The organism is Salinibacterium sp. ZJ450, assembly GCF_011751885.2.
In the GTDB taxonomy this organism is placed as follows: domain Bacteria; phylum Actinomycetota; class Actinomycetes; order Actinomycetales; family Microbacteriaceae; genus Ruicaihuangia.
Window position 1 is genome coordinate 2551460 of sequence record NZ_CP061771.1, and the last position, 17790, is coordinate 2569249.

General features: G+C 67.5%; 21 protein-coding genes. 14 read left to right on the forward strand and 7 right to left on the reverse strand.

The window, feature by feature from the left end; genetic code table 11:
- Window positions 1-72 precede the first annotated feature (72 nt).
- The 5 genes from HCT51_RS12300 to HCT51_RS12320 all read right to left on the reverse strand — a co-directional run bounded on the left by HCT51_RS12300 (window position 73) and on the right by HCT51_RS12320 (window position 4033).
- The gene (locus HCT51_RS12300; protein ID WP_166878227.1) at window positions 73-378 is read right to left on the reverse strand and encodes a hypothetical protein; all 306 of its coding nucleotides are present in this window, start codon (window positions 376-378) and stop codon (window positions 73-75) included.
- Window positions 371-799, reverse strand: coding sequence for a flagellar export chaperone FliS (fliS, locus tag HCT51_RS12305; RefSeq protein WP_166878230.1), 429 nt, complete (start codon window positions 797-799; stop codon window positions 371-373). The genes HCT51_RS12300 and fliS overlap by 8 nt, the downstream gene beginning before the upstream one ends.
- Complete coding sequence (fliD, locus tag HCT51_RS12310) at window positions 796-2097, reverse strand: flagellar filament capping protein FliD (RefSeq protein WP_166878248.1); 1302 nt, start codon at window positions 2095-2097, stop codon at window positions 796-798. Before fliD ends, fliS begins: the two co-directional genes overlap by 4 nt.
- A gap of 146 nt (window positions 2098-2243) precedes the next feature.
- Window positions 2244-3077 carry a flagellin N-terminal helical domain-containing protein gene (locus tag HCT51_RS12315; RefSeq protein ID WP_191413612.1) on the reverse strand — a complete coding sequence of 278 codons (834 nt, stop codon included), beginning with the start codon at window positions 3075-3077 and terminating at the stop codon, window positions 2244-2246.
- 128 nt (window positions 3078-3205) lie between these two features.
- Window positions 3206-4033 carry a sigma-70 family RNA polymerase sigma factor gene (locus HCT51_RS12320; RefSeq protein WP_166878252.1) on the reverse strand — a complete coding sequence of 276 codons (828 nt, stop codon included), beginning with the start codon at window positions 4031-4033 and terminating at the stop codon, window positions 3206-3208.
- 406 nt (window positions 4034-4439) lie between these two features.
- On the opposite strand from HCT51_RS12320, the gene flgN reads away from it, so the two are divergent.
- The 13 genes from flgN to HCT51_RS12385 are packed head-to-tail and all read left to right on the forward strand — an operon-like array spanning window position 4440 to window position 15785.
- Window positions 4440-4925, forward strand: a complete 486-nt coding sequence (gene flgN / locus HCT51_RS12325) for a flagellar export chaperone FlgN (protein ID WP_166878255.1) — start codon at window positions 4440-4442, stop codon at window positions 4923-4925.
- 10 nt (window positions 4926-4935) lie between these two features.
- Window positions 4936-6357 (forward strand): flagellar hook-associated protein FlgK, encoded by a 1422-nt coding sequence (gene flgK, locus HCT51_RS12330; RefSeq protein ID WP_166878258.1) that lies wholly within the window; start codon window positions 4936-4938, stop codon window positions 6355-6357.
- 3 nt (window positions 6358-6360) lie between these two features.
- Window positions 6361-7245, forward strand: coding sequence for a flagellar hook-associated protein FlgL (gene flgL, locus HCT51_RS12335; protein ID WP_166878261.1), 885 nt, complete (start codon window positions 6361-6363; stop codon window positions 7243-7245).
- Complete coding sequence (gene fliW / locus HCT51_RS12340; RefSeq protein ID WP_166878264.1) at window positions 7242-7616, forward strand: flagellar assembly protein FliW; 375 nt, start codon at window positions 7242-7244, stop codon at window positions 7614-7616. The genes flgL and fliW overlap by 4 nt, the downstream gene beginning before the upstream one ends.
- A 55-nt stretch (window positions 7617-7671) precedes the next feature.
- Window positions 7672-8625: a flagellar motor switch protein FliM gene (locus HCT51_RS12345; protein WP_224760475.1), complete on the forward strand. Its 954-nt coding sequence runs from the start codon at window positions 7672-7674 to the stop codon at window positions 8623-8625.
- Window positions 8625-9335: a flagellar motor switch protein FliN gene (fliN, locus tag HCT51_RS12350; RefSeq protein WP_166878267.1), complete on the forward strand. Its 711-nt coding sequence runs from the start codon at window positions 8625-8627 to the stop codon at window positions 9333-9335. Before HCT51_RS12345 ends, fliN begins: the two co-directional genes overlap by 1 nt.
- A gap of 1 nt (window position 9336) precedes the next feature.
- Complete coding sequence (locus HCT51_RS12355) at window positions 9337-9846, forward strand: FliO/MopB family protein (protein WP_166878270.1); 510 nt, start codon at window positions 9337-9339, stop codon at window positions 9844-9846.
- Window positions 9807-10673 carry a flagellar type III secretion system pore protein FliP gene (fliP, locus tag HCT51_RS12360; RefSeq protein ID WP_166878274.1) on the forward strand — a complete coding sequence of 289 codons (867 nt, stop codon included), beginning with the start codon at window positions 9807-9809 and terminating at the stop codon, window positions 10671-10673. The genes HCT51_RS12355 and fliP overlap by 40 nt, the downstream gene beginning before the upstream one ends.
- Window positions 10673-10948 (forward strand): flagellar biosynthesis protein FliQ, encoded by a 276-nt coding sequence (fliQ, locus tag HCT51_RS12365; protein ID WP_166878277.1) that lies wholly within the window; start codon window positions 10673-10675, stop codon window positions 10946-10948. Before fliP ends, fliQ begins: the two co-directional genes overlap by 1 nt.
- A 1-nt stretch (window position 10949) precedes the next feature.
- Complete coding sequence (locus HCT51_RS12370) at window positions 10950-11708, forward strand: flagellar biosynthetic protein FliR (RefSeq protein ID WP_166878280.1); 759 nt, start codon at window positions 10950-10952, stop codon at window positions 11706-11708.
- Complete coding sequence (locus HCT51_RS12375; RefSeq protein ID WP_166878283.1) at window positions 11708-12793, forward strand: EscU/YscU/HrcU family type III secretion system export apparatus switch protein; 1086 nt, start codon at window positions 11708-11710, stop codon at window positions 12791-12793. The genes HCT51_RS12370 and HCT51_RS12375 overlap by 1 nt, the downstream gene beginning before the upstream one ends.
- A gap of 18 nt (window positions 12794-12811) precedes the next feature.
- Complete coding sequence (locus HCT51_RS12380) at window positions 12812-14860, forward strand: flagellar biosynthesis protein FlhA (RefSeq protein ID WP_166878286.1); 2049 nt, start codon at window positions 12812-12814, stop codon at window positions 14858-14860.
- Complete coding sequence (locus tag HCT51_RS12385) at window positions 14838-15785, forward strand: hypothetical protein (RefSeq protein ID WP_166878289.1); 948 nt, start codon at window positions 14838-14840, stop codon at window positions 15783-15785. Before HCT51_RS12380 ends, HCT51_RS12385 begins: the two co-directional genes overlap by 23 nt.
- Window positions 15786-15816: 31 nt before the next feature.
- Here the strand turns inward: HCT51_RS12385 and HCT51_RS12390 are convergent, their stop codons facing one another.
- The gene (locus HCT51_RS12390; protein WP_166878292.1) at window positions 15817-15957 is read right to left on the reverse strand and encodes a hypothetical protein; all 141 of its coding nucleotides are present in this window, start codon (window positions 15955-15957) and stop codon (window positions 15817-15819) included.
- Window positions 15958-16078: 121 nt separating this feature from the next.
- On the opposite strand from HCT51_RS12390, the gene HCT51_RS12395 reads away from it, so the two are divergent.
- The gene (locus HCT51_RS12395; RefSeq protein WP_166878295.1) at window positions 16079-16882 is read left to right on the forward strand and encodes an alpha/beta fold hydrolase; all 804 of its coding nucleotides are present in this window, start codon (window positions 16079-16081) and stop codon (window positions 16880-16882) included.
- Window positions 16883-16897: 15 nt separating this feature from the next.
- On the opposite strand, the gene HCT51_RS12400 is transcribed toward HCT51_RS12395, so the two are convergent.
- Window positions 16898-17782, reverse strand: coding sequence for a M48 family metalloprotease (locus HCT51_RS12400; RefSeq protein WP_166878299.1), 885 nt, complete (start codon window positions 17780-17782; stop codon window positions 16898-16900).
- Between the last annotated feature and the right edge of the window lie 8 nt (window positions 17783-17790).

Sequence of the window (17790 nt, forward strand, 5' to 3'; positions counted from 1 at the left end):
AGCGATCCCTGCTCGTCCCCATTAGCTATCGGCAGCGTCGCGCCGATCGTTAGGGAATTCTCGGATTCCGGTTCAGCCGGTGACGTCGAGGTACACCGAGCGCCCGGCATCCTGTGCTGCCGGAACCGCCCGAACCGCTGAGAGGTGACGGGCGACGGCGCGCTGCTCGTCACCAAGTCGCGAGATCGCGGCATGCTGGCTGTCGAGCAGGCGCCACGCCCGCGCTTCGAGCTCCGCAGGCAGCGGCCCGAGGTCGGCCGGGGGCGACCAGGATTCGGGCATAGGTTCGGGCTCGCCGCGGGATGCCGCGGCAGCGACCGCCTCGAGGTGCTGCAGTAGGTCTTCCCAGGCTTGCTGGTCGTAGTGCGCTCTAGGCAAAGCCGAGTGTTCCTGTGGTGCGCGGGGCGGCATGAGCCGGCTGGGCTGCTGACGCCTCATGCCAGGCCTGACGCAGCGGTTCCAGCAGTGCGATGCTCTCGCGGGTGCGTTCGACGTCGCGGTTCACGTTGGCGTTCACCAGCGAGGTCGAGACATAGGCGTACAACCCGCGCAGACCCTCCCCGCCGTTCCACGCCTCGACGTTCAGCGACGAGGTCAGTTCGGCAATGATCGCCTGGGCATGCAGCAGCTGTTCGGATGCCACCGGCCACTGTTCGGCGAGCTGCGCAGCTTCGGCGCGGCCGAGATCGAGCAGCAGGCGGTCGTACAGCATGGTGAGCAGGCGCGCAGGGGTCGCCGAGAGGATCGCCTCGCGGTTCAGCTGGGCGCGCTTCTGGGTGGCGTTCGCGATCATCGTCATGAGTTGTTGCCCGGCTTCGGCAGTGAGGCGAGCTGCGAGGCCAGATAGGCGGACTGCGAGTTCAGGGCGCTCATCTGCACTTCGAGGGCAGCGTAGGTGCGCTCGAGTGTTGCGCGGCGGGTGTCGATGCGACGGTCCCACTCGATGACCTGGTCGCTCATCCGGTCGATCACCGACTCCTGGCCGGTGATTCGCGAGGTGATCTGCCCGTCGTACTTATCGGACAGGTCGGTGGCGGCGACCTCAAGCCGGGACGCGATCTCCTGCAGCGCCGACTCGAGGAAGGCGGGGTCATCCGTCAGCGCCTGCTGGAACTTCTCGGCGTCGAACTCGACCTTGCCGTCCTTGGTGATAACGATGCCGATCTCAGACGGCGAGCGGCCGGCGACGGGACTGGTCGCGGCCTCAAGGATGCGCCGGCTCACGTCGCGAACGGTGCTGTCACCGGTGAAGATGCCACCCTTGGTGGCGCCGGTCGCTCCGCTCGAGACCGCGGAATTCGCTGAGATAAATGAGAGCACTGCGTTCAGCGAGGCGACGAGGTCTTCGGCGACCTTGGCGGTCTGTGCGGTATCGCGGGCGACAGAGACGGTGACCGGAGTGGCGGATGCCGCGGACACAGTTACGTCGACGCCTGGCAGCAGGTCGGTGAATGTATTGCTGGCCGACGTGATGACTTGCTCGGCAGGAGTTCCCGCCCACAGTTTCACTGACGCGTCTTGAGCCGCGCTTACTTCGATGAGCCCAGCGGTGCTGATGGTGAAGCTGTTCGCGGCGCCTGTTTCCTCGGAGCTGAACTGAAGGCGATAGAGGCCTCCCCCAGCCGAGACCTTCGTTGCGGTGACACCCGTGTCGGCGCTGTTAACCGCGGCGACTACATCATCGAGCGACGTCGAGGCGGCGTTGATCGTGGTGACGGTCCCGTTCACGTCGATCGTGAAGCTTGGTTCGCTCCAAGCGCTGACAGCGTCGGAGACGGTGACTTGGCGCTGCGCGAGCTGGTCGACAACGATGTCGATCGAACCGGCGGCGGCGCCGGTCTTGGCCGTCGCGGTGACCTTGTCAGAGCTGCTGGTCGCGGTGAAGAGGTCTAGGGAGGCGGGCTTCGCCGCCTTCTCGGCAAGTTCGCCAAGGCTCGCGACCCGGGTGTTGAGCGCCTGCAGCGCCGACACCATGGTCTGAGTCTCGCTGAGCCGGTTCTTGATCAGCGTCTGCGGGATCGCCTCAATCTGCATGAGGGAGCTGATGAGCGCCGCGGAGTCGAGTCCGCTGGCAAGGCCTGGCAGTGAGATTGCCATGTGTGCTCCCCTGTGTCTCGTTGGTTCTGTGTCGTGTTGGTTCTGTGTTCCGTGGATGTTGCGAACGCCTGGCGGCAGCCGCGCGGCGAGGTCCAGTTCACCGCTCGGCCGCCACCAGGCGCCGTTCGCTACAGCATGGCTAGGTTCTAGCCGAGGAGCTGCAGCACACCCTGGTTCGACTGGTTCGCCTGAGCGAGCATCGCGGTGCCTGCCTGCGACAGGATGTTCGCGCGGGTGAAGTTGACCATCTCGGCAGCCATGTCGGTGTCGCGGATGCGGGACTCTGCAGCCTGCAGGTTCTCGCGCGAGACGTTGAGGCTGTTGATGGTCGACTCGAAGCGGTTCTGCACGGCACCGAGGTCGGCGCGAGCAGTCGAGATCGTCTTGATCTGCGCGTCGATGGCGGTGATGCTGGCCGCGGCGTTTGCCGCCGTGTCGAACGTCAGCGCAGCGGTGGCAGTGCCCACCGCGGTGGTGTTGGCGCCCGAGAGGTCAACGGCGATCTGGTCTTCAGCGGCAACTCCGCCAGCACCGACGTGGAACGTGAGCGCAGTCGCGGTTCCGTCGAGCAGCTTGATGCCGTTGAAGTTGGTCGAGGCACCGATACGGGTGAGCTCGGCCGACAGGGCGTCAGACTCGGTCTTGATCGCGAGGCGCGAGTCAGCGTTGTTCGAGTCGTTACCGGCCTGAACAGCGAGGTCACGCATGCGCTGCAGGATCGAGTGAACCTCGGTCAGGGCGCCTTCCGCGGTCTGGATGACCGAGATGCCGTCCTGCGCGTTGCGGGCGGCGACGGTGAGGCCGTTGACCTGCGAGCGCAGACCCTCGGAGATCGCCATGCCGGCCGCGTCATCCGCTGCACGGTTGATACGCAGACCGCTCGACAGCTTCTCGAGCGACTTCGACAGGTCGTTCTGCGTGTTGGACAGGTTGCGGTGAGCGTTGAGCGCCGCAATGTTGGTGTTGATCTGCATACCCATGATGAATTCCTCCGTGATTGGGTCTGAACGCCGGCCCATCCATGGGCTGACACCATGAGCTATCGGCAGCCGCGACGCCGGCGTTAGCCGGATGCGGAAGAATTTTTCGATTCTCCGCCGGGCACCGGTCAGAAGCCGACGGCGCTCCGCACACCCTGTGTACCGAAGCGGGTGGTACCGCTCACCGAGCCGCGCACGGTGCTGTCGGCGACCCGCGACAGGTAGGCGCTGCGGCTGGCCGCCGACACCCGCGAGGTCGGGGTGTGCACGGCCTCCGCGTCATCCGCGTAGTGGGTTTCAAGTCCGTCGCGCAGCAGGCGGATGGCTTCGGAACGCTGCTGCGAGACGGCGGAGTGCGTGATGCCGAGCTCATCAGCGATGTCCTTCACCGGGCGATCCTTGAAGTAGACCTCGGTCACGATGAATCGCATCTTCTCGGGCAGCGCCTCGACCGCGGCGCGCAGGAAGCGGAGCCTCTCTGCGGTGAGCACGTCATCTTCGGGCAGTGCGGTGTCGGCGACCAGGAACTCGGCGACCGTGTCATCGATCGTGGAGACGGTGCGTGCGGCATCCGACAGGCCAGCTGTGGCCTCGGCGCGATCGACGCCGAGCGCGGCCGCGATCTCGTCGACCGACGGGCGACGGCCGAGAGCAGCGGTCAGCGTTTCCTGCACCGCCGCGGTTTCTTTGATCCGGCGACGGGCACCACGTGTTGCCCAGTCACCGGCTCGCATCTCATCGGCGAACGCGCCGATAATTCGCTTGCGCGCGAACGCGCCGAATGGAATGCCCAGTTCCGGCTTGTATGCCTCGGCGGCGGTGATCAGCGCGACTGCGCCGGCCGATGCCAGGTCGTCACGCGAGAGGTGCGTTGCCCTGGCGCTCACTTCGGCGACCAGGTACCCGACCAGCGGGAGATTGTCGACGACGATTATGTTGCGTTCTACACGATTCACTAGCTGGACCCCTGTGCGCGTTGTGTATGGAAATCGACGCGTTCGGGTCCGCGGCTCGGTGGGTCGGGTGTGTGTGCTGTGGGCAGCTGCGGGCGGGATGTGGGGTCGGCAGGAAAGCACTGTTGGGTAACGAGCGGCGGTTGCGTGCCGATAGTTCGGTGTAAGCCGACACGTTCCCCCCTCATCAGCGTGCGAGAGCATTTCTCGCGTCTTTCCCCCACATGACATGTTGCCAAACCGCGGAGATTGATTCTACGAACGAGCCGCCCCCAGTACGGGGCGCCCCCCAATGGGGGGAACTGGATGCGAGTCGTATTCAGCACTCAGGATCCGCCACTAACGTTGCGGTTGGCGTTGCCGATAGTTCATGCCAGCGAGTTATCCACCCGAAGGAGCGAAGAGAAACGTGAGCGCGCAAGACTTATCCGCACTGCTCTGGCGCGAACGCGAGCTGCTTGAGCTCTTGCTGTTCAAACTCGAAGAAGAACAGCTGCTGTTGACCGCGGGCAAGTCCCGCTGGCTCCCCCACGCCACCCGCGAGGTCGAGCAGGTACTCGAGCGGCTGCGCGAAGCCGGCCTCGGGCGAACCGTCGCGGTGTCATCTCTCGCTCGCGAATGGGCGATCGACGACAACGCCACGCTCCGCGACCTGGTCGTGCACGCTCCCGCCGGGCCGTGGGCCGACATTTTCACCGCGCATCTGCAAGCGATGACAGAACTCACCGGCCAGATCAGGCATCTTCGCGATGTCAACGAGCAGTTCCTGCGGGCGGCGTCACGGTCGACGCAGGAGACGCTCGCCCACCTCACTACCGAGGCCGGCACCTACAGCGCCAGCGGTCTTTCCGATTCCGATCTCTCCAGCGCCAGGCTGGTCGACAAGACCCTTTAAGGACACGACAGTGAGCACGTTCAGTGGACTGAACACCGCATACACCGGCCTCGTCGCCGCCCGGAAGGGGCTCGACGTAGTCGGGCAGAACATCGCCAACGCCAACACCGAGGGCTACACCCGGCAGCGCGTGACGACGTCGTCGATCGGCTCGCTCGCGACAGTGGGCCCGCTGGCTGGCCCGGTCACCGTTGGCCAGGGGGTCAGCGTTGACGGCGTGGCCCGGCTGGGGAATGTGTTCCTCGATGCCAGGGTGCGGTCGACCGCCGGCACAGCGGGCTACTGGGCGGTGCGGGCCAACGTGATGACGTCGCTCGAGTCGACGCTTCAGGAGCCTGGCGAGAATGGACTCTCCACGCAACTGCAGGACTTCTTCGCCGCGTGGGGGGATGTCGCGAATGCCGCGGGCGAACCCGCCCCGGCGGGCGTTTTACTCGAGCAGGCGGGCGTGCTCGTCTCGCAAATCGCAAGCGGCTACCGCGAAGTTGAGAATCAGTGGTCGCAGGTGCGCCGGGAGACCGACGGCATGGTGTCCGAGCTGAACGATGCGGCCTCCCAGGTCGCCGACCTGAATGGACGCATCCGGTCCACCCTGCAGGCCGGCGGTTCGGTGAACGAGCTGCTCGACAAGCGGAGCAGCCTCACGACTACGATTGCCGCCCTCGCCGGTGGCACCGCGCGTGAGCTCGCCGACGGCACCGTTGAGGTGCTGATCGGTGGCAACGCGATCGTCTCGGGCGACAGCTTCCGGGCAGTTCAAGCAACCGGCACGCACGTGTTCGGCACCCTCTCGGCGGACCCCCCGAAACTTCAGTGGGCTCACTCCGGCCTTGCCGTCTCCTTGGACGGTGGGGAGATCGCCGGCGCGCTGTCGACGCTCGCCCCGGCCAGCGCCGGCACCGGTGGCGTGTTGGCCGAGGCCGCAGCCTCGTACGACGCTTTCGCTGAGAAGCTGGCCTTTGCGGTCAACACACTCCACAACGGTGCCCAGTCGGGCACCGGCGGCGCCACCGGCGATTTCTTCTCCTTTACTGTCGGCTCCGCGGCCACAACCTTGGCTGTACTGCCCACCGACGCCTCCACGATTGCGACCGGTGTGTCGGGCGGCGGCGTCCTCGATGGTTCCGTGGCCGACAAGATCGGCAATTTGAGCACCAGCACCGCCGCCGGCTCGCCGAACGTCGTCTGGTCCGGCTTCGTCACGTCTCTCGGAATCACCACCCGCAGCAACCTGCAGCAGGCGACGCTCGCGGAGCTGTCCGCGGCATCCGCCGTCAACATCCAGTTGGCCCACGCCTCTGTCGATATGGACGAGGAGAACGTGAACTTGCTCACCTTCCAGGTGGCCTATCAGGGCGCCGCGCGGGTACTCACGGCGGTCGACGAAATGCTTGACACGCTGATCAACCGCACCGGAATCGTGGGGAGGTAGTCGATGATCACGCGCACAACAACGAACATGATGATGCAGAACGCACAGCGCAACCTGCAGACGAACATGGCGGCTCTGGCGAGGTTGCAGGAGCAGGCATCCAGCCAGAAGGCCATCACGCGGCCGTCGGATGACCCGACTGCAACGGCTGACTCGCTGCGCATCCGCGCCGAGCAGCGTGCCACCGAGCAGTACGGCCGCAACATCGACGACGGCACTGGCTGGCTGACCACGATCGACTCCGCGCTCGGAACCACGACAACCCTGATGAACCGCGTTCGCGACCTCGCGGTGCAGGGCGCGAACGACGGAGCAATGTCGCCCACCGCGAAACAGGCGATTGTCACCGAGCTCGAGGGCCTTAAGGCTGAGCTGCTCAACGTGGCCAACACCAAGTACCAGGGCCGGTCAGTATTCGCCGGGAACTCTGATGCGGCCACCGCGTTCGATGCCGCGTCCTACGCGTATGCAGCGACCGGCGCGACTGTCGAGCGGCGCATTTCCGCGCACTCTACGATCCGCGTTGACGCCGACGGAGCCGCGACATTCGGTGCCGGGCCCGGATCGGTATTCGCCCTGGTCGATCAGATCGCCGCCGAGCTTACAGGCGGCACCAATATCGGCCCGCAGCTTGGCGCCATCGACGCCCACATGACCAACATCCGCGAACAGCAGGCCATTGTCGGAACCCGGCACGCCCAAATTCTGCGAGCCGAGGAGACGCACATGGAACGGACCGTTTCACTCGAGGGCCAGCGCGCTGGCGTCGAGGATATCGACATCGCCGAGGTGATCCTCGACCTGCAGCTGCAGGAGGTCTCGTACCAGACCGCCCTGGCCGTCACCGCGCGGGTGCTGCAGCCCACCCTGATGGACTTCCTCCGATGACCGCGCTCGCCTTCCTCGCTCCCCCGCCCGGTTTCGCACCGTTCGTGGACTTCACGCTGTCCGACATCGACGGCGCCGAGGGTTTGTACGCCCTCGAGGCGACGCAGGATGCCGGCATCCGCCTGTTCGTGCTGGATGCCGCCGTGTACCTGCCCGACTACACGCCGGTCATCTCGGACGAGCAGAGCGCTGCGCTTGGCCTGGCGACCGCGGAAGACGCGGCGGTGCTCGTGGTTGCGAACCCGTCGGACGAGGCCACCACGATGAACCTGATGGCTCCGATCGTGGTGAACCGCGCCACCGGCGTGAGCGCCCAAGTGATCCTCGAGGGCCAGAACTGGCCGCTGCGCGCGGAGCTCGCCGCGCGCTAGTACTCGGTTTGAGCCCTGCCTAACGGCGCGGCGGCGACTGCCGATAGTTCCTGTCGTGACGGTCCAGGAACACACGCGTACGAGCGCGCCCACACGGTTGAACGCGGAGTCTGCGAAGTCGGTCGAAGTGTACGACTTCCGACGCCCGACGACGCTCGCCCGCGAGCACTCCCGTGTGCTCGAGCTGGCGATCGAGACCTTCGCCCGCCAGTGGGGAACGCAACTCACCGCCAAGGTGCGAGTGGTGTCGCACGTCACCTCCGAGCAGGTGGTGATGCTGACCTACGACGAGTACGCGGCCTCCCTGCCCCCGACCACCGCGATGGTGCTCTGCGAGCTGCAGAATCACACCGCGAAGGCGGTCATCCAGTTCGCCACCTCGGCGGCGCTCACCTGGGTCGGATACATGCTCGGCGGCAACGGCGGTCAGCCCGCACCCAACCGCAAGTTCACGCAGATCGAGCAAGCGCTGGTGCGCAAGCTGATGGATGACGCGCTGGAAGACCTGCGCTACTCGCTGGGTTCACTGCTGGTGACCCCGATCTCGGTCGACACGATCCACTACAACTCTCAGTTCGCCCAGGCCGCCGCCACCACCGACCTGATGATCGTCGCCTCGTTCGAGATCCGCGTTGGAGACAACACCACCAGCGCCACCCTGGCGATCCCCGCCGACGCGCTGCTGCCGCAACTCGGCGAGACCAACCCGATGAGCACCACCGCGAACGCCCGACTGCTCATGCAGGCGCAGCTGGTGAGCGTGCCGGTCGACGTGTCGCTGCAGCTGGCGCCGGCGAAGGTCAAGCCGGGCATGATCCTCGACCTGTCGGTCGGCGACCTCATTCCGATCCCCCACCCGCGCCACCGCCCGCTGGATTTAGCGGTCGACGGGCAGCCGCTCGCCCGCGCCGCGGTCGGCGCCAACGGCTCCAGGCTCGCCTGCGTCGTGGTCAGCTCGCCCTCCGGCGACGGCGCCCCCACCGAATCTTTGACAGAGGAGAACTCCTGATGAGCACGACGACCACCCCTCACGCCGCAGCCGCTGACGCGCTGATCGCGCTGCTGCCGAGCCAGACTCCGCTCACCGCGCTGCAGGCCGACCGCAGCCGTGCCGCCGGCGCCGTGCACGCCGCCACCGTCGCCACCTTCGTGGGCGCCGAATCGGCCGACCTCGCCGTGGTGTTGAACGACGCGGAAGCCCTCGCCGCCGCAGCGGGCACCGACTCACCCCTCGTCTCGGCCGCCGATGTGCTGCGGCCCGCGCTGGAGAACGCCGCCAGCGTGTTCGGCACCGGCGTGCTCGGCGAGGCGCGCATCGACGACGCGTCGGCACTGTTCGCCGACGCCGACAGCCGGGTGTTCGAGCTCACCGCCGACGGCGTCACCGGCGGCTGGTTCGCCATCCGCGTGCGCTCCACCGGCACCCGCGGCACCGCCACCCCCACCACCGCCGACGCGCGCAGCGTTGCCGACAAGCTCGGCCGCATCAACAACGTGGAGATGGCGCTCACCGTCGAGATCGGACGCACCCGGATGTCGGTGCGCGACGTGCTCGACCTGGAACCGGGCGCGGTGATCGAGCTGGACCGCTCGGCCGGCGCCCCCGCCGACATCCTGCTCAACGGCCGGCTGATCGCCCACGGCGAGGTCGTCGTGGTCGACCAGGACTACGCCGTGCGCATCACCCAGATCCTCGACGTCACCGAGGGCCTGGCCTGACATGGACACCCTGCTTCTCGCGCTGCGGGTGCTGCTCTCGCTCGGGGTGGTCTTCGGCCTGCTCTGGGTGATGCAGCGCCGCATGACCCGCGGTAGCCGCGGCAAGGATGTCGCCACGCCGATCCGGGTCATCGGCCGGCAGCGGCTCGGTGCCAAGGCCTCGGTGGTGGTGGTCGAGCTGCAGGGCAAGAAGTTCATGCTGGGCGTCACCGAGCAGTCGGTGAACGTGCTGCACGCCGAAACCGGCACCGCCACCCCGGTTCCGCTCTCGAGCGAGCCGACCCCGGCCGAGGAGTTCGCCCGCTCGATGCGTCAGGTGTCCGCGTCGCCGAGTACAGATGCCAGTGCAGATACCACTGCGGATGCCGCGATTCCCGCGTCCGCGACATCCGACTCTCCCCCTGCCCTGCTGCGCCCGCGCCGTGACCGACCCTCGAACGCCCTCGGCGGCTCGATCCTCTCCCCACACACGTGGAAGCAGACGGCCGACGTGCTGCGGCAGCGGCGGTGACCGCCGCCCGGTCGCGGACTTCCCAGGCCGGGAGGCTCGCCCTCCTTGCCGCCCTGACCGTTCTCGTCGCGCTGGCGTTCGCGCTGTTGCCCGCGCTGGCCGGGCATGCTGCACCGATCGACCCTGTTCCGCCCACCGACCCGACCGCGCCGGAAAGCGGCGACTTCACGGTGGAAATCAACGGACCGAACGGGGCTCCCTCGGCGGCGATCGTCACCCTGGTGGGCATCACCCTGCTGTCGGTCGCCCCGGCGCTGCTGCTGATGATGACCTCGTTCACCAAGATCTTCGTGGTGCTGGCGATGACCCGCAACGCGTTGGCGCTGCCGTCGATCCCGCCGAACCAGGTGCTGGCCGGGCTTGCCCTGTTCCTGTCGCTGTTCATCATGAGCCCGGTGCTCACCGAGGTGTTCGAGCTGGGCGTGCAGCCGTATCTGGACGGCGCAATGACCTTCACCGACGCGTTGGAGGCGGCATCCGGTCCGCTGCGTGATTTCATGCTGGCGCACACCCGCGAGGAAGACCTCGCGCTGATGACCAGGGCGGCGGATAAGGACAACCCGGCGAGCGCCGCCGATGTGCCGCTGCTCACGCTCATCCCGGCGTTCATGATCTCCGAGCTGCGCGCCGCGTTCATCATCGGCTTCGTCATCTTCGTGCCGTTCCTGGTGATCGACATTGTCGTCTCGGCCGCGCTGATGTCGATGGGCATGATGATGCTGCCGCCGGTGATGATCTCACTGCCGTTCAAGATCCTGCTGTTCGTGCTGGTGGACGGCTGGGGCCTGATCATCACCTCGCTGATCACCGGATACGAGGTGGGCTGATGGATACCAACGCGGTTCTCGACATCGGCCTGCAGGGCCTGCTGATCGCGGCCAAGCTCGCGGCGCCCATCCTGATCACCGCCCTCGTGGTCGGCTTCGCCATCTCGCTGTTCCAGTCGATGACGCAGATCCAGGAGGTCACCCTCTCGTTCGTGCCGAAGGCGGTCGCGGTCAGCATCGCGCTGGTGGTGTCCGGACACTGGATGATCTCCGAGATGGTGGCATTCACCCACCAGCTGTTCGAGAAGATCCCCGGGCTGCTCGGGGGCGGGTGACGTGCAGTTCTCGCTGGATCTCGCCTGGCTGGAAGCGGTCATGCTCGCCGGGGTGCGGATGGTGGCGTTCCTCGTGATCGCGCCGCCGTTCTCCTACAACGCCATCCCGGTCAGGGTGAAGGCGATGCTCGGCATCGGGCTCGCGTTGGCGGTGTCGCCGCAGGTCACCGCCGGCTACCAGTCGCTGGGCACGGTTGAATTCTTCGGCGCCCTGGTGCTCGAGGTGGTGGTCGGCGCCGCCCTCGGCTTCCTGGTGATGCTCGTCTTCTCGGCGGTGCAGGGCGCCGGACATTTGATCGACATGTTCGGCGGGTTCCAGATGGCGCAGGGTTTCGACCCGCAGTCCATGGTCAACGGCGCCCAGTTCACCCGCCTGTTCCACATGACCGCGTTGGTGCTGCTGTTCGCGTCCGACGGTTACCAGCTGATCATCGCCGGCCTCACCCGCACGTTCACGGCGCTGCCGCTCGGCGGCGGCATGGACCTCAGCGCCCCGGTCGAGGCGATGACCAGCGGCGTCACCCAGATGTTCCTCGCGGCCGTGCAAATCGCCGGTCCCCTGCTGGTCGTGCTGTTCCTGGCCGATGTCGGCCTCGGCCTGCTCACCAGGGTCGCGCCCGCCCTCAACGCGTTCGCCCTCGGCTTCCCGCTGAAAATCCTGGTCACCCTGATCTTCGCCGTGGTCGTGTACGTGGCGCTGCCGGGCATCGTCGCAAGCCTCACCGATGACGCCACCGGCCTGCTGATGGGGGTGAGGTAATGAGCGACACCTCGGAAGAACGCACAGAGCTCGCCACCCAGAAGCGCATGAAGGAGGTGCGCTCCAAGGGTCAACTGTCGAAGTCACAAGATCTCACCGCGTGGCTGGGCGTGGGCGCCGCCGCCGTGATGCTGCCGCTGACGATCGGACTGGGAACGGATGCCGCGGTCGACCAGGTCTTCGACATCGGCGCCATCATCGGCGCCCCCGAACCCGCGGTCGCGCTGAAGGCACTCAGCGACGCATTCGGCTCACTCGCCGGCACGCTCACCCCGATGTTCGTGGTGGTGGCGCTGACCGTGCTGATCGGCGCGGCCGCGCAGGGCGGCATCCACTTCCGCAATTTCACCCCGAAGGTCGAACAGTTCAACCTGGTGAACGGCGTGAAACGCGTGTTCGGCATGCAGGCGCTCTGGGAGGGCACGAAGGCGCTGATCAAGACGGCCCTGATCGGCCTGGTGCTCGTCGTAGTGGTGCAGGGCATGCTGCCGGTGCTGATGACCGCGGGCGGGCTGCCGGTGTCCTCCCTGCTCGACACCGCCGGCAGCGGCGCAGCGGCGCTGCTGCAGGTCGGCGTGATCGCCGGCCTGGCATTGGCCGCCGCCGACCTGTTCGTGGTGATGCGGCGCAACCGCAAACGCACCCGCATGACCAAGAAAGAGGTCAGGGACGAGAACAAGAACGCCGACGGTGACCCCCTGATCAAGTCGCAGCGTCGCGCCCGTCAGCTGGCGATGAGCCGCAACCGGATGATCGCCGCGGTATCCGGGGCCGACGTGGTGCTGCTGAACCCCACCCACGTGGCCGTCGCCCTGAAGTACGAGCCGGGCAAGGCCGCCCCGCGCGTGGTCGCCAAGGGCTCCGACGCGATCGCCGCCCGCATCCGCGAGCAAGCCGAGACCGACCGCGTGCCGATGGTGCGCGACATCCCGCTCGCCCGCGCCCTGCACGGCGCCTGCGACATCGGCCAGGAGATTCCCGTCGAGCTGTACAGCGCCGTCGCGCGCGTGCTGGTCTTCGTGCTGGCCCTCAAGTCCCGAGGCGCCGCGCAAGGCGTGCACACCATGACCAAAACCGCCGCATGATGTCAGGAGTCCAGTGACATGAATCGCAACCGAAATCTCGCCAAGCTCGCCGTACCGATCTGCGTGGTCGGCATTGTCATGCTGCTGGTCGTGCCGGTGCCCGCACCGCTGCTCGACGTGCTCATCATCCTCAACATCCTGCTGGCGCTGGTGATCCTGCTCACCACCATGTTCGTCAGAAAGCCGCTCGACTTCTCGGTGTTCCCGTCGCTGCTGCTGGTGGCCACCCTGTTCCGACTCGGTCTGAACGTGGCATCCACCCGGCTGGTGCTCGGCGACGCCTACGCCGGCCAGGTGATCGAGGCATTCGGGCACATCGCCGTCGGCGGCTCGATCATCATCGGCGCCGTGATCTTCCTGATCCTCGTCGTGATCCAGTTCGTGGTGGTCACCAAGGGCGCCGAACGGGTGGCCGAGGTCGGCGCCCGCTTCACCCTCGACGCCATGCCCGGCAAGCAGATGGCCATCGACGCCGACCTGAACGCCGGCCTGATCACCGACGTGCAGGCAAAGGAACGCCGCGCCGAAGTCTCGGCCGAAGCCGACTTCTACGGCGCCATGGACGGCGCCTCGAAGTTCGTCAAGGGCGACGCCATCGCCGGCATCATCATCATCATCATCAACCTGGTCGGCGGCGTCGCGATCGGCATGATCCAGCGCGGCATGGAGATCGGCGAGGCCCTCGAAACCTACGCGCTGCTCACCATCGGCGACGGCCTGGTCACCCAGATCCCGGCGCTGCTGATGGCGGTGTCCACCGGCATGATCGTCACCCGCTCGAACGCGGAATCCGACATGGGCACCACCGCCTCGGCGCAGCTCAGTCAGTCCCGCAACGCGTTGATGATCGCCGGCGCCGCCGCGATCGTGATGGGGCTGATCCCCGGCATGCCGATCGTGCCGTTCGTGATCATCGGAGCGCTGCTGCTGTTCGCGTCGCAACGGATCAAGGCCACCGAGCAGGCGAAGGCCAAAGAGGAGGCGGTGGCGCAGATCGCGGCGCCGCGCACCGACACCACCGAAGACCTGATCGAGCAGATGCGGGTGCACGCCCTCGAGATCCTGCTGGCGCCCGACCTGGTGGATGTCGTGTCCGGGGCATCCGACGACCTGCTCGCCAGGGTGAAGGCGCTGCGCCGCAAGGTGGCGATGGAGCTGGGCGTGGTGGTGCCGCCGGTGCGCACCAGGGACAGCGTCGACCTGCCGCCCGCCACCTATGTGATCCGCATCGCCGGCGTCGAGGCCGGCCGTGGGGTCGCACCCTCCGGCAAGGTGCTGGCGCTCGGCGACTCGCTCGACGCCCTCCCCGGCACCTCCACGGTGGAGCCGGTATTCGGGCTCGCCGGCAAGTGGGTGCCCGCCGAGATGCGGCACAGCGCCGAGATGACCGGCGCCACCGTGATCGACCGGGTGTCGGTGCTGGTCACCCACCTGTCGTCGGTGATCACCGGCAACGCGGCCCGCCTGCTCAGCCGGGAAGACGTGCGCGTGCTCACCGAGGGTGTGAAGACGGTCAACCCGTCCGCGGTGGACGAACTCGTGCCCGGGCTACTCACCCTCGCCGAGGTGCAGCGGGTGTTGCAGGGGCTGCTGCTCGAGCAGGTGCCGATCAACGACCTGTCCCGCATCTACGAGGCGCTGACGCTGCGCGCCAAGGTAACCACCGATCCGGAGGCCCTGATCGAGGCGGCCCGGCTGGCGCTTGGCCCGGCGCTGCTCACCCCGCACCTCGACGGCACCGTGCTGCGGGTGATCATGATCGACCCGACGCTGGAGCAGAGCATGCTCGAGAACATGCGGCCATCCGAGCTCGGCACGCAGATCCTGCTCGACCCGTCCCGCACCGAGCAGATCCTGCACTCGCTCAAGGAGTCCGTCGGCAAGGTCCAGGCACGCGGCGTCAGCGCCGTGCTGGTCTGTGCCCCGGCGCTGCGTCCGGCGATCCGCCGCCTGGTCTCGGCGCAGGTCGGCGGCCTGCCGGTGCTGTCCTACCAGGAGGTCACCTCCGCGGCGGTCGACATCGAAACGGTGGGGGTGGTGCGCGGTGCAGAGACGATTGCAGCTTGAGGGTCAGAGCCTCGATGACGTCACCTCGCGGGTGTTCGCCGAGCACGGGTCCGCGGCGCGCATCGTCGCCGCCGAGAAGGTCACCGTCGGCGGCATCCGGGGCTTCCTCGCCCGCCAGTACTACGAGGTGACCGTGGAGATCGGCGACCGCCCGCGCCGGGCAGTCCACGCCGGCCTGCTGGACGTGTCGACCAGAGTGGGCATCGCCGCGTTGCTTGATGAAGCGGATGCCGCGGAGGCACAACTGCGCGGTGACGCACCCTCCCCCGCCGTGTCGACCGGCACCGACGACTTCGCCCGGTTGATGGACGACCTGACCTTCACCACCGCGTCGGCGGTGGACGTGGCGGTGGAGGCGGCTGGGTCGGCGGCTGGCCTGGCGGGTCTTCCCGGTCGGGCGGTGCAGGATGCCGCGGCGCTCGGTTCAGCCGCAGCCGCGGCAGCCTCGGTGGCGCCGCCGAGTCCGCTGCGCCGGGCGGGCGACCTGGTGCTCGTCGTCGGCGCGGAGCAGGACGCGTTCGTGGTGGCGCGGTCACTGGCGGCGGCCGCGAACGCCCCCGCGGTGCATGTGGGCGGCAGCCTGGTGGGCACCAACCGGGTCGAGGACCGACGCACGGCGCTGGCGGCACGAGCGGCCGGAGTGGCGGCGGGTCACAGCGTGTTCGTGGCGTTCGGGCTCGGACCGGGCGCCCGCGATGCGGCCGAGCGGGCGGCATCCGTTGCTGGGATCGCCGCAGACCAGATCTGGCTGGCGGTCGACGCCGGCCGAAAGCCCGACGACACGGCTCGCTGGGTGCAGGCGGTCACCGCCGCCGCCGCGGTCGATGCGGTGGCCGTGCAAGGGTCGGATGCGACATCCTCACCGGACACCGTGGCCAGCCTCGGCCTGCCGATCGGCTGGCGTGACGGCCGGCCGGCGGCCTGAGCGGGCCGCCTGCCGGGGGTTAGCCGAGTGGCTAGCGCTTCTTGTTCACCGAGTCGGTGATGTCGTTGCCGGCACGGGTGATGCCCTTGGTCTTCTTGTCGGCGCGCTTCTCTTTCAGCGTCTTCGCCGCTACGGTCTTGCCGGACGATTTCTTGGGCGACTTGTCAGCCATAGTTCTGCCCTTTCGCTCGGGCGCCTGAATGGCGCCGGTGCCAGTCAACCGTACGCTACCGGCGGGCGACCGCCGACCAACGCCCCTTCTCGTTGCCCTGAACCGGCCGTATGCTGGCGCCGTGCCCCGCATCACGGTGAACGGCAATGAGCTCTACTACGAAGAGCGCGGTCACGGCACCGCCCTGCTCGGCATCCACGGAACGCCGAGTTCCGCGATGCTCTGGGAAGACGCTGCGGAGGAGTTGAGCGCCTACGGCAGGTGCATCACCTACGACCGGAGGGGTTTTCTTCGGAGCGCACCGTCTCCTCCACCCGCGACGCTCGATCTGGCCGAGCACGTCGCCGACGCGGTTGGCTTGCTCGACGCTCTCTCGGCGCGCAGCGCGATCGTCGTGGGGCGCAGCACCGGCGGCCTCATTGCGCTCGAACTCGCGCACCGGCATCCGGATCGGGTTCAGGCGCTGGTCTTGCTTGAGCCGGCCGTGTTCTCTCTGGACCCCGCGGCAGCCGAGTGGGCAGGCCAGCTGCGAAACAGCATCCTGAAGGTGGCCGCTGAGCATCCCGAGTCCGCTGCGGAGATTGTGCTTCGGCTGGCGCTCGGAGATGAGGCCTGGGAGTCATTCCCGTGGGAGCTGCACCACATGTTCTCCGAGACCAGCCCGGCGGTGCTGGCGGAGCTGACCGGCCAGGGTCTTGACCTCAGTGAGAATCCACTCGTCATCACCGAGCGGGAACTGGCGGCGATGATGCAGCCGACCCTGCTGGTTTCCGCCGAAGACTCGGCCGTGCCGCTGCGGCTGGCGAACGACCGGCTGGCCGAAGCGCTTCCCGACGCGCGAAAGGTGCTCGTGTCGGGCGGCCATCTGATCAACCCTGCTCATCCGGCCGTGCTGGAGTTCATCGGCCGCGTGCTGGCCAGCTAGAACTTAGCTCGCTTGCTAGAACTTGTCCATGCTGCCGAGCAGCCGCCGCACCCGGTCGCCGATCGGCGGGTGGGTGGAGAACAGCCGGTCGACGATGCCGGGCTTGGTCGGGTCGCTGATCCACATGTGCGCCATCGACGTGTTCTGCCGGCGCATCGGCCGGCCGTACTCGCCGAGCTTGTGCAGGGCGCTGGCCAGCGCCTCGGGGTGGCGGGTGGTGAGTGCGCCGGTGGCATCCGCCAGGTACTCCCGCTCGCGGGACACGGCGGCCTGCACCATGGTGGCCACGAGCGGCGCCACCAGCATGGCGACGATTCCGGCAACCAGCACGATCGGGTTGCTGTTGTTGTTATTGCGGTTGCCGCCGAAGAACGACATGCGCAGCAGGATGTCGGCGAGGAATCCGATCGCCACCACCATGCCGAACACAATGGTGGTCACCCGGATGTCGTAATTCTTGACGTGACCCATCTCATGCGCCATCACGCCCTCGAGCTCGGAGTCGGTCATCAGTTCGAGCAGCCCGGAGGTGGCGGCGACGATCGCGTGCTCGGGGTCACGGCCGGTGGCGAACGCGTTCGGGGCGGCGTCGTGGATGATGTACACCTTCGGCATCGGCATCCCGAGCGTGATGGCCAGGTTCTCCACGGTGCGGTACAGCCGCGGGTCGTCCGCCTTGGTGATCTGCTGGGCGCCGCTCAGCGCGACCGCTTCCCGGCCCGCCGCGAAGTACTGGATCAGCACGTAGATCAGCGCGCCGACGATCGTGCCGATGAAGATCGTCCAGTCGCCGCCGCCCCACAGGTAGTTGGCGAGGAAGCCGAGCGCCGCGATGATCACCAGGAACAGCAGCATGATCAGAACGGTGTTCCGCTTGTTCCGGGCTATGGCGCTATACATGGTCGCTT

Bases quoted from the DNA above. Each gene is read 5' to 3' on its own strand.
- HCT51_RS12355 (WP_166878270.1), top strand. From the start codon at position 9,337: ATGGACACCCTGCTTCTCGCGCTGCGGGTGCTGCTCTCGCTCGGGGTG.
- fliQ (WP_166878277.1), top strand. From the start codon at position 10,673: ATGGATACCAACGCGGTTCTCGACATCGGCCTGCAGGGCCTGCTGATC.
- fliS (WP_166878230.1), bottom strand. From the start codon at position 799: ATGACGATGATCGCGAACGCCACCCAGAAGCGCGCCCAGCTGAACCGC.
- HCT51_RS12315 (WP_191413612.1), bottom strand. From the start codon at position 3,077: ATGGGTATGCAGATCAACACCAACATTGCGGCGCTCAACGCTCACCGC.
- HCT51_RS12400 (WP_166878299.1), bottom strand. From the start codon at position 17,782: ATGTATAGCGCCATAGCCCGGAACAAGCGGAACACCGTTCTGATCATG.
- HCT51_RS12390 (WP_166878292.1), bottom strand. From the start codon at position 15,957: ATGGCTGACAAGTCGCCCAAGAAATCGTCCGGCAAGACCGTAGCGGCG.
- flgL (WP_166878261.1), top strand. From the start codon at position 6,361: ATGATCACGCGCACAACAACGAACATGATGATGCAGAACGCACAGCGC.
- fliD (WP_166878248.1), bottom strand. From the start codon at position 2,097: ATGGCAATCTCACTGCCAGGCCTTGCCAGCGGACTCGACTCCGCGGCG.
- HCT51_RS12375 (WP_166878283.1), top strand. From the start codon at position 11,708: ATGAGCGACACCTCGGAAGAACGCACAGAGCTCGCCACCCAGAAGCGC.
- fliW (WP_166878264.1), top strand. From the start codon at position 7,242: ATGACCGCGCTCGCCTTCCTCGCTCCCCCGCCCGGTTTCGCACCGTTC.
- HCT51_RS12380 (WP_166878286.1), top strand. From the start codon at position 12,812: ATGAATCGCAACCGAAATCTCGCCAAGCTCGCCGTACCGATCTGCGTG.
- fliN (WP_166878267.1), top strand. From the start codon at position 8,625: ATGAGCACGACGACCACCCCTCACGCCGCAGCCGCTGACGCGCTGATC.